At 44.9% G+C, this 15012-nt stretch carries 14 protein-coding genes; 8 read left to right on the top strand and 6 right to left on the bottom strand.

Annotated elements, in window-relative coordinates:
• Positions 1-206: 206 nt before the first annotated feature.
• The gene (locus tag AC2TF5_RS26030) at positions 207-1130 is read right to left on the bottom strand and encodes an ABC transporter permease (protein ID WP_491299971.1); all 924 of its coding nucleotides are present in this window, start codon (positions 1128-1130) and stop codon (positions 207-209) included.
• A gap of 80 nt (positions 1131-1210) precedes the next feature.
• On the bottom strand, positions 1211-2107 hold the full coding sequence (gene nikC, locus AC2TF5_RS26025) for a nickel transporter permease (RefSeq protein WP_491299970.1): 897 nt from the start codon (positions 2105-2107) through the stop codon (positions 1211-1213).
• A 190-nt stretch (positions 2108-2297) separates the two neighbouring features.
• Between nikC and AC2TF5_RS26020 the strand changes: the two genes are divergently transcribed.
• The 4 genes from AC2TF5_RS26020 to AC2TF5_RS26005 all read left to right on the top strand — a co-directional run bounded on the left by AC2TF5_RS26020 (position 2298) and on the right by AC2TF5_RS26005 (position 6253).
• Positions 2298-3914: a glutathione ABC transporter substrate-binding protein gene (locus AC2TF5_RS26020; protein ID WP_491303005.1), complete on the top strand. Its 1617-nt coding sequence runs from the start codon at positions 2298-2300 to the stop codon at positions 3912-3914.
• 140 nt (positions 3915-4054) lie between these two features.
• Positions 4055-4771, top strand: coding sequence for an ABC transporter ATP-binding protein (locus AC2TF5_RS26015; RefSeq protein ID WP_491299969.1), 717 nt, complete (start codon positions 4055-4057; stop codon positions 4769-4771).
• A complete protein-coding gene (locus AC2TF5_RS26010; RefSeq protein ID WP_491299968.1) occupies positions 4768-5505 on the top strand; it encodes an ABC transporter permease in 738 nt (245 codons plus the stop codon). The genes AC2TF5_RS26015 and AC2TF5_RS26010 overlap by 4 nt, the downstream gene beginning before the upstream one ends.
• Before the next feature lie 16 nt (positions 5506-5521).
• Complete coding sequence (locus AC2TF5_RS26005) at positions 5522-6253, top strand: MerR family transcriptional regulator (RefSeq protein WP_491299967.1); 732 nt, start codon at positions 5522-5524, stop codon at positions 6251-6253.
• A 116-nt stretch (positions 6254-6369) separates the two neighbouring features.
• On the opposite strand, the gene udk is transcribed toward AC2TF5_RS26005, so the two are convergent.
• Complete coding sequence (udk, locus tag AC2TF5_RS26000; protein WP_491299966.1) at positions 6370-7005, bottom strand: uridine kinase; 636 nt, start codon at positions 7003-7005, stop codon at positions 6370-6372.
• Between the two features lie 207 nt (positions 7006-7212).
• Between udk and AC2TF5_RS25995 the strand changes: the two genes are divergently transcribed.
• Both AC2TF5_RS25995 and AC2TF5_RS25990 read left to right on the top strand, forming a co-directional pair.
• Positions 7213-8304: a threonine aldolase family protein gene (locus AC2TF5_RS25995; RefSeq protein ID WP_491299965.1), complete on the top strand. Its 1092-nt coding sequence runs from the start codon at positions 7213-7215 to the stop codon at positions 8302-8304.
• Between the two features lie 89 nt (positions 8305-8393).
• Positions 8394-9839 (top strand): alpha/beta hydrolase family protein, encoded by a 1446-nt coding sequence (locus tag AC2TF5_RS25990; RefSeq protein ID WP_491299964.1) that lies wholly within the window; start codon positions 8394-8396, stop codon positions 9837-9839.
• Positions 9840-9929: 90 nt separating this feature from the next.
• On the opposite strand, the gene AC2TF5_RS25985 is transcribed toward AC2TF5_RS25990, so the two are convergent.
• Positions 9930-11060 (bottom strand): hypothetical protein, encoded by a 1131-nt coding sequence (locus AC2TF5_RS25985; protein WP_491299963.1) that lies wholly within the window; start codon positions 11058-11060, stop codon positions 9930-9932.
• 236 nt (positions 11061-11296) lie between these two features.
• Between AC2TF5_RS25985 and AC2TF5_RS25980 the strand changes: the two genes are divergently transcribed.
• On the top strand, positions 11297-11872 hold the full coding sequence (locus AC2TF5_RS25980; protein WP_491299962.1) for a sigma-70 family RNA polymerase sigma factor: 576 nt from the start codon (positions 11297-11299) through the stop codon (positions 11870-11872).
• The gene (locus AC2TF5_RS25975; RefSeq protein ID WP_491299961.1) at positions 11862-12932 is read left to right on the top strand and encodes a hypothetical protein; all 1071 of its coding nucleotides are present in this window, start codon (positions 11862-11864) and stop codon (positions 12930-12932) included. The genes AC2TF5_RS25980 and AC2TF5_RS25975 overlap by 11 nt, the downstream gene beginning before the upstream one ends.
• A gap of 105 nt (positions 12933-13037) precedes the next feature.
• Here AC2TF5_RS25975 and AC2TF5_RS25970 read toward each other — a convergent pair whose 3' ends face one another.
• Both AC2TF5_RS25970 and AC2TF5_RS25965 read right to left on the bottom strand, forming a co-directional pair.
• A complete protein-coding gene (locus AC2TF5_RS25970; RefSeq protein WP_491299960.1) occupies positions 13038-13916 on the bottom strand; it encodes a sugar phosphate isomerase/epimerase family protein in 879 nt (292 codons plus the stop codon).
• 21 nt (positions 13917-13937) lie between these two features.
• Complete coding sequence (locus AC2TF5_RS25965; protein WP_491299959.1) at positions 13938-14966, bottom strand: Gfo/Idh/MocA family protein; 1029 nt, start codon at positions 14964-14966, stop codon at positions 13938-13940.
• Between the last annotated feature and the right edge of the window lie 46 nt (positions 14967-15012).

Below are 15012 nucleotides of genomic sequence, written 5' to 3'. Positions count from 1 at the left end.
CAGGAAGCGAAATCGACGTCGAATCTTGAATTCAGCTAAAATGTTTCCGAAGGAAACATACTTCGTAAGCATGCTCACGTAGGTTCAGCCTACGCTCCGCTCCTCAGTCCCTATCTTCATCCAACTCAAGCGTTTTGAAAAACGCACATCGGAAGCATATTCTTCGGTGCTGAAAATCTGACTTTTTGAACACGCACTATTAGGGATCAATCGAAATCGATTCGTTTATTGAAATATTTATAGGAGATGTCCACGAGTAAGTTCACGAACACAAACGTCAAGGAAATGATCAGGATCGCAGCTTGGACGACCGGGAAATCCCTCGCCCGGATTGAATCGATCACATACCGTCCCATGCCGTTGACCGCGAAGACCGATTCAGTCAGCACGGCTCCGCCCAGGAGACCGCCGAATTCCAGTCCGATGACGGTAATGACGGGAATCATCGCATTTTTCAGAGCATGTCTGTATATGATGACGCGTTCCCGGACGCCTTTAGCCTGAGCGGTTCGGATATAATCCTGACCGATCACCTCCAGCATGCTGGAGCGGGTCATTCGGGCGATCATAGCGGCACCACCTGTACCAAGGGTAATGACCGGAAGAATGGTCTGTGACCAGGTTCCCCACCCGGAAGGACGGAACCATCCTAAATCGACGGCGAAATATTGGATCAACATGAGTCCGAGCCAGAAGTTCGGCATGGACAGTCCGAATAGGGCAATCAGCATGACGCCAACATCGGCGGGTGAGTTCCTTTTTACCGCGGAAATAATGCCTGCAGTTAGACCGAGGAAGACGGCAAGCATCGTGCTGTACAGTGCAAGCTCCACGGTAATCCAGAAACGGCTCTTGAAAATTTCATCTGCGATCGGCCGGTTGCTACGGACCGAGTCTCCCAGATCGCCTTGGGCCAGCTGGCTGACATAGTTCCAATACTGTAAGGGCAGGGGGTCATTCAAGCCGAGGCTTTCCCTGATTTGCTCCACTTTTTCTTTTGGAGCGCCTTCTCCAACAATAACCTGCGCCGCATCGCCCGGAATAAGATGCATGAGCAGGAAGACAATAATCGTCACTCCGATGACGACCGGAATGGTCTGAATAAGCCTTCGAACGGTATACATGAGCATGGTGTGCCGGCTCCTTTTCTTTAAATTTCAAGAAATGATAAGTATATGAGGTAGAGGAGGATTGTTAACGGCAGTTAGCGCTATTTTTTTGTCTTCGGATCGAGTACGTCTCGCAGACCGTCACCCAGCAGGTTAAAGGCAACCACGACCAGGACAATGGAAAGGCCGGGAAAGAGGGCGACATGAGGGTGATCCGTAATATAGTTGCGTCCGTCGTTCAGCATCGCACCCCATTCCGGTGTCGGAGGTTGTGCGCCAAGTCCAAGGAAGGAAAGGCCGCTGGCCGTCAGGATCGCAACGGCAATACGGAGAGTAGCCTGGACGATAATAGGGGACAAGACGTTTGGTAAAATATGCTTAAAAATAATCCGGCTATCGTCGGCCCCGAGTGATCGCATGGCGTCGATATATTCCAGCTTACGTACCGCCAGTGTTGAGCCCCGGACAATCCGGGCGAAGGTTGGGATGGAAAAAATACTGACTGCAATAATTACGTTGAACAGGCTTTTTCCGAGAACGCTTACAATCGCCAATGCCAGCAGAAGACCCGGAAATGCAAGCATGACATCCGTTATACGCATGATGATGGAATCCAGCTTTCCGCCATAATATCCGGAGATAATCCCCAGTATGATGCCGAATGCTGCTCCGATGATAACCGAGATGAAACCGACTGACAGTGTGAGCCGCATTCCATGAACAATGCGCGTAAATATATCCCGTCCGTTATGGTCCGTACCGAACCAGTGATCGGCCGAAGGTTTTAGCAGTTTAGCAGAATAATCGACGATTGTGGGGTCATGCCGTGTAAGGAAGGGACCTATGATCGAGGCAACGATTATAAAGATGAGAAAGTATCCTCCCAGCAGTGCCGCTTTATTTTTTTGCAAATTCATGTAAAAAGATTTCCATCTTCGCTGCCGAGCCCGGCTTTGTCCGGATTCTGCTGTAACTGGTGCTGCCGTCAGTTTACGCAAGTGGAATCACCCTTTCTCCAAATAATTGACCGAAGGATAAATAGAGATTTCCAGTATAAATATGAATTACTCAAATATATGTTTAATATTGGGAAAATATTTTTAATTTTTAATTGAGAAGGGAAGTGCTCAGTTTATGGCGGGTAGCAAAAGATTGAGGCGGGTTTTTCCATTCTTGGTCATCTTGATAATGTTGTTTGTGTCGGCATGTAGCGGCAACAGTGGGGGCAGCAGTACCGGAGAGAACAAACCACCGGAAGGAAACAGTGGTAATACGACTACGCCTCCGGAAACCGGAAACAAGGATAAAGGAGAAGGTAAAACCGCCGAGGGCGGAGCGAAGGATCTTGTTGTCGCCTGGTTATCCGATCCTCCTTCTATGGACCCTCATATGTCGACAGATCAGCAAACGAGTGTAATGACAACCCATATCTATGACACACTTCTCAAGCATGACAAGGACCTTGTCATTCAACCAGGTCTAGCCGAAAGCTGGAAAGCGGTAGATGACGTTACTTGGGAGTTCAAGCTGCGTCAGGGTGTAAAATTCATTGACGGCTCTGTTTTCAATGCGGAAGTCGTGAAGGCGAATATCGACCGGATGCTGGATCCGAAGGTGGCTTCCCCGCGTGCCGGATTGGTAGATATGGTCAAGGAGGTCAAGGTGATTGACGAGAATACGGTGCAGTTCGTTACAGCTTATCCGTTCTCACCGCTGCTTGCTCATCTGGCTCACCCTGGAGTAAGTATGGTTAGTGCCGAAGGCATTAAGAAGGATTATGAAAAGGTGAATGCCGGTGAGAAGGCAGGCGCATATCTGGCTCAAAATCCGACGGGCACAGGCACATTTAAGCTGGATAACTGGAATCCAGGGCAGGAAGTAAAGCTTGTCCGTAACGATGATCATTGGGGAGAGAAAGCAAAAGTGGACAGCGTAACCTTTAAAGTTGTCAGCGAAGACGGTACTCGGATTGCCGAACTGGAAACGGGTTATGCACATGTTATTGATCCGGTATCACCAAGCAGTATCAGCCGTGTAGAAGGTTTGGATGGTGCGTCTCTGAACCGCCAAGCCTCGCTCAGCCTGTCCTATATCGGATTTAATATGCAAAAAAAGCCGTTTGACGATGTCCGTGTGCGTCAGGCATTGTCCATGGCAATCAACAAAGATGAGATTATTTCAGGTATTTATGAGGGGACGGGAATACCTGCCGTCGGTCCGTTGGCTCCAAACGTCAACGGTTATGACGCCTCCGTCAAACCGATCGAGCATAACATGGAAAAAGCGAAAGAACTGATGAAAGAGGCCGGATTAGAAAAGGGCTTCTCCACGACGATCTGGACAAACGATAATCCGGAGCGGATCAAAATTGCGGAATATGTGCAGTCGAAGCTGAAAGAGCTGAATGTTGAAGTGAAGATCGAAGTGATGGAGTGGGGCGCTTATTTGGCTCAGACAGCCGAAGGCAAGCATGATATGTTTGTGCTCGGCTGGTCTACGGTAACAGCTGATGCCGACTATGGATTGTATCTGGTGTTCCATTCCGCAAACGTCGGGGAGCCGGGCAACCGGACCTTTACGAAGGATGCGGAACTGGATCGACTGCTGGACGAAGGACGTAAAGAGAATGATCCGGCTAAACGCCTAGCGTTGTATAAGCAGGCCCAGGAAAAACTTGTCGAGCTGGCTCCGATGCTGTACATTCATCATCAGGAATATTTGGACGGTGTCAGCGACAAGGTGAAGGGATATTGGAGACATCCGAATGGTATCATGCAATTTCATGGCGTATCGATTGAGCCTTAGAAACAGACATAATCGAAGAAGACCAGGCTGCCTGACGGTAGTCTGGTCTTTTTACGCATTGTATAAACCCTCCAATATAACACCACCCCGCACTTCATTTGATATAGTGTGAATCTATTGAACTGAAGTGAGGTGGAAATATGATTCTAGTCGTAAAAAATCTATGGGTACGATACGGAGAAAAAACCGCTGTACAAGATTTAAGCTTTTGTCTCGACAAAGGCCAAGTGTTCGGTTTACTCGGGGCCAATGGTGCCGGGAAATCTTCTAGTATTGCCGCGATTTTAGGGATTGAGAAGAGTGAGTTTAAGGAGCTCTCTTTACTTGGGAAATCCCCCATCACCGAACGAAAGAAAGTGTTCGAAAAAGTTGGTGTCCAATTTCAAGAAACGAATTTCCAGGATCGCTTGACTGTAGAAGAGGCATGTATTCAGTGGCATGCGCTATATAAAGAAACACAAGAAATAGAGCCATTGCTGATTGTATTTGGACTACAGGATAAGAAAAAACAACTTGTCAAATCACTCTCAGGCGGTGAGAAGCAGCGCCTTGCTGTGTTGTTGGCACTTTTGCCCAATCCAGAGCTTGTCTTTTTAGACGAGTTAACAACAGGGCTGGATACCAAGGCACGTAGAATGCTGTGGAAGCAGCTGCTGATCATGAAAGAGAACGGGCTATCCATTGTGCTTACTTCTCATTACATGGATGAGGTCGAGGCTCTTTGTGATCGATTGTTAATCTTAAGAGACGGTAAAACCGTCGCAACCGGTACGATTCAAGATATGTTGACCCTTAGTGGAAAAGCAACGTTAGAGGACGCCTATTTACATTTTGCAGGAGAGGAGGAATGGACATGACTTTGTTTTGGACATTGTTGAAAATAGAAGGCAAGCTCGTCTGGAAAGGGATCGATATTCTTATATTCGGAATCTTGTTTCCGATGATATTGGCGACTCTGTTTGGTTACATGATGAGTAGAGATGCATCTGTCAATGGCGCATCTATGTTTGAAATGTCCTACCCTGCTGTCATTACTATCGGGGTGCTCGCGACAGGTGTGATGGGTGTACCGCTTACCATTGCTGACTATCGTCACCGGGGTATTTTAAAAAGATTTCAAGTGACCCCTGTATCCCCTCTGCATATTTTATTTGCACAAGTGGTCATCCAGCTTTCTTCAGCGTTAGTGTCCTTTGTTGGTGTAACAGCTGTATATGACTTATTATTTGATTATGATATGAAAGGCTCATGGGGAATCTTTTTGCTTTCTTATGCATTCGTTGTATGCGCCATGTACAGTATTGGGATTTTCATCGGTAGTGTGGTGCCGGATCAAAAATCTGCGAATTTATGGAGCTCAGTTGCCTATTTTACGATGCTGCTGTTCTCGGGTGCGACCATTCCATATGAAGTGATGCCGCGGTTTTTCCAATGGTTCATGGACATACTTCCTCTTTCACACGGTATTCACCTTATAAAGCAAGTCTCGATTGGGGAGCCTATTCAACCTTTGCTCATCAGTGTTGTTGTACTTGTCCTCTGTGTTGTACTTGGTCTGGGAGGCGCAATCAAGTTTTTTAAATGGAAGTAACGAAGGGGAGAATCGGATGTACAGAACAACAGAAATCGCAAAACTGGCGAATGTGCATCCGAATACCGTCCGTATTTATGAAGATTGGGGTTATATTTCGCCGGTTTCACGAGAGGACAATGGATACCGTATATTTTCAGATATCCACTTGTTTCAGCTGATTGTGGCAAGGACCGCTTTTCGCTGCGAGATCGTTCAAGGCCATATCCGAGCCAAAGCACGAGCCATTGTTGAAGCTAGCGGGAAAGAAAATTTCAGTATGGCTTTTGAGCTTGCCGAGCAGTATTTGACTCATTTAGAACAAGAATATGGACGAGCGTTGGAAGCGATCGAACTTGTGGAGAAGTGGCTAAGTGGTGCAGAATCGTGGTCCGAAGATCAGACGTACACTCGAAGGGAGGCTGCTAAGATACTCGATATCTCATCTGAGGTTGTACGGAATTGGGAACGAAATCATTTAATTACGGTTCCCAGGCTTAATAATGGGCACCGTGTATATACAGAAAAAGAAATCAATCGAATGAAGATCATTCGGACATTAAGGGCTGCACACTATTCAATCAGTGCCATTCTCCGATTACTGAATCAAGTAGAGAAATCAAAGGAGTTAAACGTAAAGAGTGTGCTAAACACGCCGGGAGAATATGAAGACATCATTACAGTAACGGACCGTTTAACCCATTCGCTTGAAGAAGCGATACAGAATGCACAAGACGTTATACAACTTCTAATAACGCATAAAAAATGAACAGCGGAGGGCGGCCCAGTGGTTAGCGTACGCCAAAAAGCTGCTGGGCAGTTGTGCCCGGCAGCTCGCTCAAAAAAGTTTATGTGATTACGATTAAGACTTCAAATTAAGTTTTCTTAGTTGCTTCCCCAAGTCCGATCACCCGTCAGATATTTCTCGGTTAAGATGGACAGCAGCTGAATGCCGACCTCATTTTCTCCGCCTTCAGGGAGGATCACATCCGCATATTTCTTGGATGGTTCGATAAAAGCCTCATGCATCGGCTTCACCGTGCTTAAATATTGATCGTGAACCGAATGGATCGTTCTGCCGCGTTCCTCGATATCCCGAACGACCCGGCGAAGTATACGTACATCGGGATCTGTATCGACGAACACTTTAATATCGAGAAGTTTCCGGAGATTTTCGTCCGAGAGTACATGAAGCCCTTCAATGATAGCGATATGGTTCGGTTTCAGCTCCAGCTTTTCTTCTTTCGAGCGTGCATGAACCGTAAAGTCGTACACTGGAGCGTAAGCAGGCTGTCCTGATTTCAGGAGCTTCAGATCTTCGATGAGCAGCTCATTCTCAAAGGCAAACGGATGATCATAATTGATCTTCTCGCGTTCAGCCAGAGTGAGGTGAGGGTTGTCCTTATAATAATTATCCTGAGATATAAAAGTTACTTTGCCTGGTCCGAGTCGGTCAATGACAGACCGGGCCACCGTTGTTTTGCCGGAACCTGTGCCGCCGGCGATTCCAATAATGAGCATGGTGTTTCCCTAAACCTCCCTAAGGTTGCTTGCTTTGCAATTTAGTATTTTATCATAGTATGTGTTTATTTTCACCTTTGGGGAGGCTGGAACCTTTAGGAGATTATTGTGATTTAGAATGAATCCGTTTAAACGAGCCATCGTGTAAAATAGAAATAGAGAAAGTACCTATTCTGCCTCATTAAGGGGAGAGGAGTTTTACATGAAATGAACGCAGATCAAAGGTTATCCGAAGTGTTTAATGAAACGACTTACAAGGTTACAGGGCATGGAAGCAGGGACATTCAAGTATTGAAGCTCGCTTTGGAACAAATTGCTGGAAGTCTTGACAGTGACATGTATGGAAAAGGCAACGTGATCGAGGATTTTCAGAATAAAATGGCAGCGTACCTTGGTAAAGAGAGTGCGGTATTTTTCCCGAGCGGGACGATGGCACAGCAGATTGCCCTCAGAATATGGTGTGATCAACAAGGGATAAAGAGAGTCGCTTATCATCCCTTATGCCATTTGGAAATTCATGAAGAAGACGGACTGAAGGAGTTGCATCATATCGAGCCGGTGCTGCTTGCAGACAAAGACCAATTAATTCAGCTGGATGACGTGGTGAACATGCAGGAAGATATTGCGTGTTTACTGTTGGAACTTCCGCAGCGTGAAATTGGCGGTCAACTGCCAGACTATGCTGAGCTTGAAGCAATCTCCGCCTTCTGCCGGGACAAAGGAATCAAGCTGCATCTGGACGGGGCGAGGTTGTTTGAAATTGTACCTTATTATCAAAAGTCGGCTGCCGAAATATGCGAATTGTTTGACAGCGTGTATGTTTCGTTCTACAAAGGGATTGGCGGGATTGCCGGTGCTGTACTTGCGGGCGAAACTGCCTTTATTGACGAATCGAAGATATGGAAACGGCGGCATGGCGGCGATTTGATCAGCCTGTATCCTTATATCCTCAGCTCCGATTATTATTTCGAGCAAAGAGTCGATAGGATGGGGCAGTATTATGAAGAAGCCAAAGAGTTAGCTGCTTATTTTAACCGGTGTCACGGCATGTCCACGCTGCCATTGGAACCTGTCTCCAACATGTTTCATGTCCATTTTGAGCTTCCTAAGGAGAAGCTGGAGCCTCTACTTAAGAGCCTCTATACAGAGACGGGTGTAGGTTTGACGTCTTATATTCGAGATAACAGCAAAGGCGACAGTTACTGTGAGATCAGTGTCGGAGATCGGTATGCTGGTATACCGAAGAAGGATTTAGACAAGGCGTTTCAGACGCTAGGACGTTTTTTAAACCAAATTTAAACACTACGTTAGCTCGATTTAATCTTCAAGCCCTAATATAGATAAGAGTGCTTTAGGTAGTTATATGAACTTATCTAGAGGAGGAAGAGATGAGATTATTTGAGCTGATGTTGGTTATATTCTGTTTTGTTATGCTTTTTTATTTGTTGTTGGTTAAAAAAACAGCACGAAAAATTTTTGCATCCATCGCTATAGCGAGTGCTGTGGTGTTATTGGTGCAATTGTTTATGGAGGGGTACCGCTGGCAGATGCTATTCGTATATGTCATTACGGTACTGCTCATCATTTTCATGATCATCAGGAGTTTCGGTATTCATGTGAAGATCGGAAAGTCGTTAAAATACAGCTTGGGTTTCTTCTCGATTCTTCTTATGGCTGTGTCCGTCAGTTTGTCTGTATACCTGCCTGTATTTAATTTGCCGAAGCCTGATGGAGCATATTCGGTTGGTACGCAGACGTTTCACCTTATAGATGAGGACAGAGAAGAGGTCTTCACGGACAAACAAGGCGACCGTAGAGAGCTTATGGTACAAGTGTGGTATCCGGCAGAGCAAACCGATACGAAGACAAAAAAGCTTTTTCCGGATGATCCGGAGACGTTCAACCGACTTATGGGAACTTACTCCTCAAAGCTAGGTGTTCCCGCATTTGTACTGGATTATTTGAAATACATCGAGAGCAATTCTCATGATGGAGCCAAAGTTCTGCGCTCTACCAGCCCGTATCCTTTGGTCATCTTGAGTCATGGCATGGGAACGGGGATGCTTCTTCATAAGTCTCAAGCAGAGAATCTCGCTAGCCATGGCTTTATCGTGGCCGCGATAGACCATACTTACAGTACGATGACTACGGCTTTTCCGGATGGGGAGGTCACCGGTTATGAAACGGTGGTCGATGAGAATAACTTCTTTGAAGCCACGAATAAGATCGGGAAGGTATGGACTGAGGACGTGGATTTTGTCATCGAACAATTGGATCAGATGAATACGGGTGTGATCCAAAGCGACTTTAAAGAGACGATGGATTTGAATCATATCGGAATGATGGGCCACTCGTTTGGGGGTGCTACGGCGTTTAATGCATCCTATTTAAATGATAAAATCCAAGCCGGGATTAATATGGACGGTACGCTGTTTGAGATAAAGGACCGGGAATCCATGAACAAGCCCTTTCTGTTTATGAGAACGGGAGACTATATTACCGGGATTGAACAATATAAGAATAGACCGGATGCGGACGAACAGATAAAAAAATTTCTTTCCGATGAACTAGCTATTGTTGACGATGTCATGAAACATGAAGGAACCTTGCTTTTAATCGATGGAACCGCTCATTACAATTTTACCGATCTTCCGCTATTTTCGAAATTGATTAGTTTGATGAGAATGGCGGGCAGTATAGATGGAGAGAGAGGAGCGGATATCGTGAATGAATATGTCCTCGATTTCTTTAATAAGCATTTGAAGGGGATGAAAGGTACGTTGTTAGACGGACCGAGTGAAGCGTATCCGGAAGTAAAGTTTTATAGGAAATGAATTGATGAACAGTAATGTCCCCCGTAGAGTAGACACTTAATAAAGGTCTCCTACGGGGGACATTTTGTCTGATTAATACTTTGCGTTCCTTTATTGTGAAAAGTCTCGGACCAGCCAAGGTGATTGTAGTGATTCTCTAGCAAACACAAATCGATATGTCACATTTTTAGTTCTCTTTCCTTTATATTGAAGTGCTACGGGTAGAGTGATTTCTTGAAGTAAGTTGTCCGTGACTTCATTAGTCTCAGGAGCATACTTCTGTTGAACTCGGGTAGCCTTTATGTTGTCCATATCATCGATAATGGATTCTAACGTTTCCGTAGGCAATCCATCTGAGATTTGGCGAAGCAGTTCGGCATCCTGAAGATTTAAGGATTCTATAAATAAATGTGCCAGCATATATGGCGATGCGGTGCTAATATATTGTTTTTGCTCTCCAGCTGCTCTATGAACCATGAATTGATGGAGCAAATCCGTATGAACTGATTTGTGAGTGGAGCTGCCCAGAAAATGAATACAGAAATGCCCTTTAAAACCGTTTTCCGGGATCCCATCTCCTCCGTGAGGCATACCGTTCATCGAAGCAGCCAGCTTTTCGTTTCCTTTTTGAACGATTATCGCTTTTCTGTTCCAGCTCCATTGATTGTTGTATATTTGTTTCATGATTTTTGTATCCGCAGTCGTAAGCGGCTGCACATCTGCATGGTCGCTTCCTGCTCGGCGTTGTACGCGAAATGTAAGTCCGGTTTCCAGATCAGTGACCGCGAACATACTTTTCCGAGGCAGTATTGTTTTGATATCCTTCCAAGGTACGATGCGTCCATAATGCATGTCTCTTAACGCTTTAATGTATGTCTGCATTTGTAAAATAGCAGCATCGGAGAGAACAAGATACCTTTTTTCAGTAATGTTCCATAAATGATTTTTAAAGTCTAGCCGGTAATGTTCACTATGACCGTTTCGCTCCATTTTTACGTATACATCTGTAAAGGAGGTTGGAACAACGCCTTCCTGTTCCTTTACATTCTTCATCAATAGCTTGATTTGTGCAGTATTAAGATTGATTTTACTTTCCAATTTTGCGGTTGGAGTTGATCGTATACTGATGGTTATCGCGGGTTCTTCCAATTTTGCCGCAGTTGCAAAGTGATGTGCAAAAGGAGTGGGGGAGAGCGACAAAATGATCATTAACACCAAGGATCGATATAATAAGGTACTCATGGTTACCTCCGATATCATTTTTTTGTGCCAATCACAGTTATGTAGAAAGTAGTGATTCGGTCAATTTAACGAGGTGAACATGCTTTTTCTATGTGGACTAGTGTGCCACCAATTCCATTAAATTATTTCTAGCCTCTTGCACTCAACCATTTGCAAAAAATAAGAAGAGCACCGAACCTTTTTCCGATAGAGAGACAATATAGTGTGTAAGCTGCTTACTCAGGAGGGCCCTCTGAATGCAAAGTGAATATATGTACCAATTACTCACAAAAATGAAAGATGGTGATCAACAGGCGTTTCATACGATGTATGATGCCACCTATCAGGACGTCTACCGGACAGTCTCCTTTCTAGTGGATCATCAACAGGATCGCGAAGATGTCATGAATGAGATCTATATGCAAATGTGGACCTCACTTGCTAACTACGATACGAACCGGCCATTCCACTTCTGGCTGCACGGCTTGGTAATCCGTCAAGTGCAGAGATTTCGGGTCAAGAGCTGGCGGAGATTCCGAATTTTTGAACGTATCCGCGCCTTCTCTCGGGAAGAGTCTCATTGGGATCAACCTGCTGTATTGATGGATAAGACGAACCAAATGATATCGAAGGCAATCCAAAAACTGACCGATAAACAGCGAACGGTGATTATCCTCCGTTTTTTTCACGACTATGCTCTTGAGGAAATTGCGACATTGCTCGATATTCCGCTGGGTACAGTCAAGTCCAGATATCATGCTGGCCTCCAGGCGCTTCGAAAAAACTTACGGAATCTCCCCCCAGAAAGGATGGAAAAGATCAATGCCTATTGAACGCAAAATCCGTGAACATCTGCACAAAGAGGCAGAAACTATGGAGTGCCCCCCGGCCATTTCTAAACGAATAGAACAATCCTATTCTCAATATTTGCAACCAAAAAGGAGCGAAAAAACTATGAAAAAACGATTAATTGGTGGAATAGTTGCCACTGCGATTTTGATTCCAACCGCAGCATTTGCGGCCCCTCCCCTGATTGAAATGCTTACTAGAACACCAATGACTGCTGAACAAGTCAAGGTGGATGACGTTGGCAAAGTAACACTTGAGAAGCTGTATAGCGCATTTCCCGAAACAAAATCGTTTGAGATTATCGATGCAAGCTACCTTGGAGGAGACCCTACTAATTCAACCAAAATGAAAGCGATCCAAACAAGCATCGTACTGCAGGAAAAAGGAGGAACCGGCAAAAAGATTAGACTTGATACTAACGGTATTACGGGTGAGATTGAACACATGAATCAAGAGAATTGGGAGCCTAAGGAGAAGCCAGTCATTTCTTTAACCGATCAAGAAATCAAGGCGAAGGTAGATTATCTCATTGATAAAATGTATGGCAACATTGATGAGTACGAGTTTAGTATGGAGCAAATGGAGAATCCGAATCAAAAAACGTTTATGTTGAATTACACCGAGAAGGGATCAAAAACACCGTTCTACCAGGTATTTGTTCAGGGCAATACAATAAATGTTTCTCTAATCGGAGGTGGGCCTACACCTTCAGTAGAAGGTTTTTTCTCTACAAATGGTAAACCTGATTATACTGCTGATTCCTTTTTAAACGATGAAAAACTGTTTTCTTTACTAAAAATTAGCCCAGCAGAATTAAAACAAGAATTAGCAAAAGGTAAATCTGTTGTCGAGATTGCAGCATCTAAAAATGTCTCTAAACAACAAGTGATTGATGTGATTGCAAATACACAGGCTGAAGGACAAATTCAAGCTGAACAAAATGGACAAATTCCTAAAAACAATCATTCAAAGGAACAAATGAAAAAAGCTCTTGAACCAAAAGTATTACAAGTTATTGAACACAAGACTGAAACACCATGGTAGAAATAACAAGTCTAGGCGGATGTACGCATCTATATCGAGGTTAGTAAAAAGTAATAAGAGGCCGGTATCCTTAGCGTACAGGAGACCGGCCATTTTTAGATCAAACTAGTTCATCTTATAAACCTCTTCAAGCAGCTGCTTCAGGCTCTCAACACATTCCTGAGACGCGGCTAGCCCACCTTCTGAGAAAGCATAGCCCGTAGGGCGTTTTAGCTGTTCTTCGGAAAGTTCTGATTGCAGACGGTAATGTGTTTCTACAACTAAATAACCTTCATAATGATCCATGATGAGTCTGCGTAGTAAGCCTGGATAATCTACTTCACCTTTACCTATGGCAACACCCTTTACACCATCCGGTGTTCTCACCGCATCCTTTAAGTGAATGTGACAGATTTTGCCCTTCAGAAACTCATAACCATCGGGATAAGGAATTTCTCCATCCGGGTCCCATAGATCGTTGCCGGGATCATAAAGGGCCATCACATTTGGCGAGTGTACTGCATCCAAAATCATTCGTACTTTCTTGGCATTGCTGGCATATACGCTTGGATCAAACTCCAGAGCGAATATAATATTTTCCCGTTCCAGCTCAGGTATGATTTTATGAAACTGCTCCACAATAGCTGGCAGCGCATCATCAAAAGCTTCTTCAGCCCAAAAGCTAAACCCGCGTATGATCGATGTTCCAAGTCGCTTGGCAATTTCAATCGAGCGGTGAAGAATAGCAATATGCTCCTGAAGCTCTTCAGGCTGACTTAAATGACACTTAAAAATGGGTGTAGATAAAGCACACACAGACAGGCCGTTTTGTCTAATAAGTGCATCAATAGACTCTACTTGCTCGTCTGACCACGATTGTATATTTTGTCCTTCAATCGACCGCAGCTCCAGTACTTTCATGTCATGCTGAAGAGCGAAATGGATCGCTTCCTCAAGACTTTGAGATACTTCGTCTGTTATGATTCCAAGCTGAAACCGAGACATGCCGCATCCCCCTTGTGAAGATCAAAGTCTGACTTCCAGACCTGTTCTGGCCGATTCGTAAATGGCGAGAATTAATTTAACGGCCTTACTTGCATCCTCACCGGTTACCATCGGATCACGGTCTTCTTTAATGGCTTGGATCATATCATCGATCAAAATATAATGGCCGTCCGCTGAAATATTCGATGCATCATTGCTGGCGGAGGCGGTGCCTGCTACATCCGGAACGGATGGTTCACCGGCCATGAACTCCCATTGTTTAATGCCGCTGTCTGCAAAAATGATGCTTCCTTTTTCCCCGTGAATTTCAAAGCGAGTTTCCTGTCCCGGCCAGACGGATGTCGTTCCCTGAATAACGCCATAAGCTCCATTCACATATTTCACAACAGCTACAGCTGTATCTTCTACTTCAATATTTCTAACAAGTGCGGCAGATCGCGCAAATACAGATTCCACATCCCCGACAATCCATTGGATCAGATCAATGCCATGCACTCCCTGATTCATCAAAGCCCCGCCGCCATCAAGCTCCCATGTTCCTCTCCAGCCTGCACTGTCGTAATATTCCTGACTTCTGTAATACTTCAAATACGCATCTCCGAGAACAAGCTTGCCAAGCTTATTTTCTTGAACAGCCTTTCGGGCAGCAATGGCAGCAGGAAACGTCCTGCGTTGATAAATGACGCCCAGCTTGACTTGTGCCTTTCGAGCTTCGTGAATCATCAAGTCCATTTTAGCGATTGTTGTATCGAGTGGCTTCTCACATAAAATATGTTTGCCAGCTTGTGCCGCTGCTACAGCTACCTCTGTATGCATACCGCTGGGAACACAGATACAAACCACATCAATGTCTTGACGCTGCAGCATCTCGTGGTAATCGGTATGAATGGAAGGTATGCTATATTCCTCTGCTAGCTTTTGGGCTGTCTCCTCGCTAACATCTGAGATCGCAACCAATTCTGCTTCTGGATTTTCCGTTACCGCCCTCGCGTGGAACGAACTGATGACCCCAGCTCCGACAATGGCAAACCGTAATTTAGTTGACATCATATGCGCCTCACTTTTGACATTTTATTTTAGAGCGCTTTCGAGAATA

Source organism: Paenibacillus sp. JNUCC 34 (assembly GCF_058269055.1).
The sequence above is the reverse complement of the archived record's forward strand: the minus strand, read 5'-3'. Positions and strand labels throughout refer to the sequence as shown.

Excerpts from the sequence above, each read along its gene's own strand:
- AC2TF5_RS26030 (WP_491299971.1), bottom strand. The coding sequence starts at position 1,130 with ATGCTCATGTATACCGTTCGAAGGCTTATTCAGACCATTCCGGTCGTC.
- AC2TF5_RS26020 (WP_491303005.1), top strand. The coding sequence starts at position 2,298 with ATGTTGTTTGTGTCGGCATGTAGCGGCAACAGTGGGGGCAGCAGTACC.
- AC2TF5_RS26015 (WP_491299969.1), top strand. The coding sequence starts at position 4,055 with ATGATTCTAGTCGTAAAAAATCTATGGGTACGATACGGAGAAAAAACC.
- AC2TF5_RS26010 (WP_491299968.1), top strand. The coding sequence starts at position 4,768 with ATGACTTTGTTTTGGACATTGTTGAAAATAGAAGGCAAGCTCGTCTGG.
- AC2TF5_RS26005 (WP_491299967.1), top strand. The coding sequence starts at position 5,522 with ATGTACAGAACAACAGAAATCGCAAAACTGGCGAATGTGCATCCGAAT.
- udk (WP_491299966.1), bottom strand. The coding sequence starts at position 7,005 with ATGCTCATTATTGGAATCGCCGGCGGCACAGGTTCCGGCAAAACAACG.
- AC2TF5_RS25995 (WP_491299965.1), top strand. The coding sequence starts at position 7,213 with ATGAACGCAGATCAAAGGTTATCCGAAGTGTTTAATGAAACGACTTAC.
- AC2TF5_RS25990 (WP_491299964.1), top strand. The coding sequence starts at position 8,394 with ATGAGATTATTTGAGCTGATGTTGGTTATATTCTGTTTTGTTATGCTT.
- AC2TF5_RS25985 (WP_491299963.1), bottom strand. The coding sequence starts at position 11,060 with ATGAGTACCTTATTATATCGATCCTTGGTGTTAATGATCATTTTGTCG.
- AC2TF5_RS25980 (WP_491299962.1), top strand. The coding sequence starts at position 11,297 with ATGCAAAGTGAATATATGTACCAATTACTCACAAAAATGAAAGATGGT.
- AC2TF5_RS25975 (WP_491299961.1), top strand. The coding sequence starts at position 11,862 with ATGCCTATTGAACGCAAAATCCGTGAACATCTGCACAAAGAGGCAGAA.
- AC2TF5_RS25970 (WP_491299960.1), bottom strand. The coding sequence starts at position 13,916 with ATGTCTCGGTTTCAGCTTGGAATCATAACAGACGAAGTATCTCAAAGT.
- AC2TF5_RS25965 (WP_491299959.1), bottom strand. The coding sequence starts at position 14,966 with ATGATGTCAACTAAATTACGGTTTGCCATTGTCGGAGCTGGGGTCATC.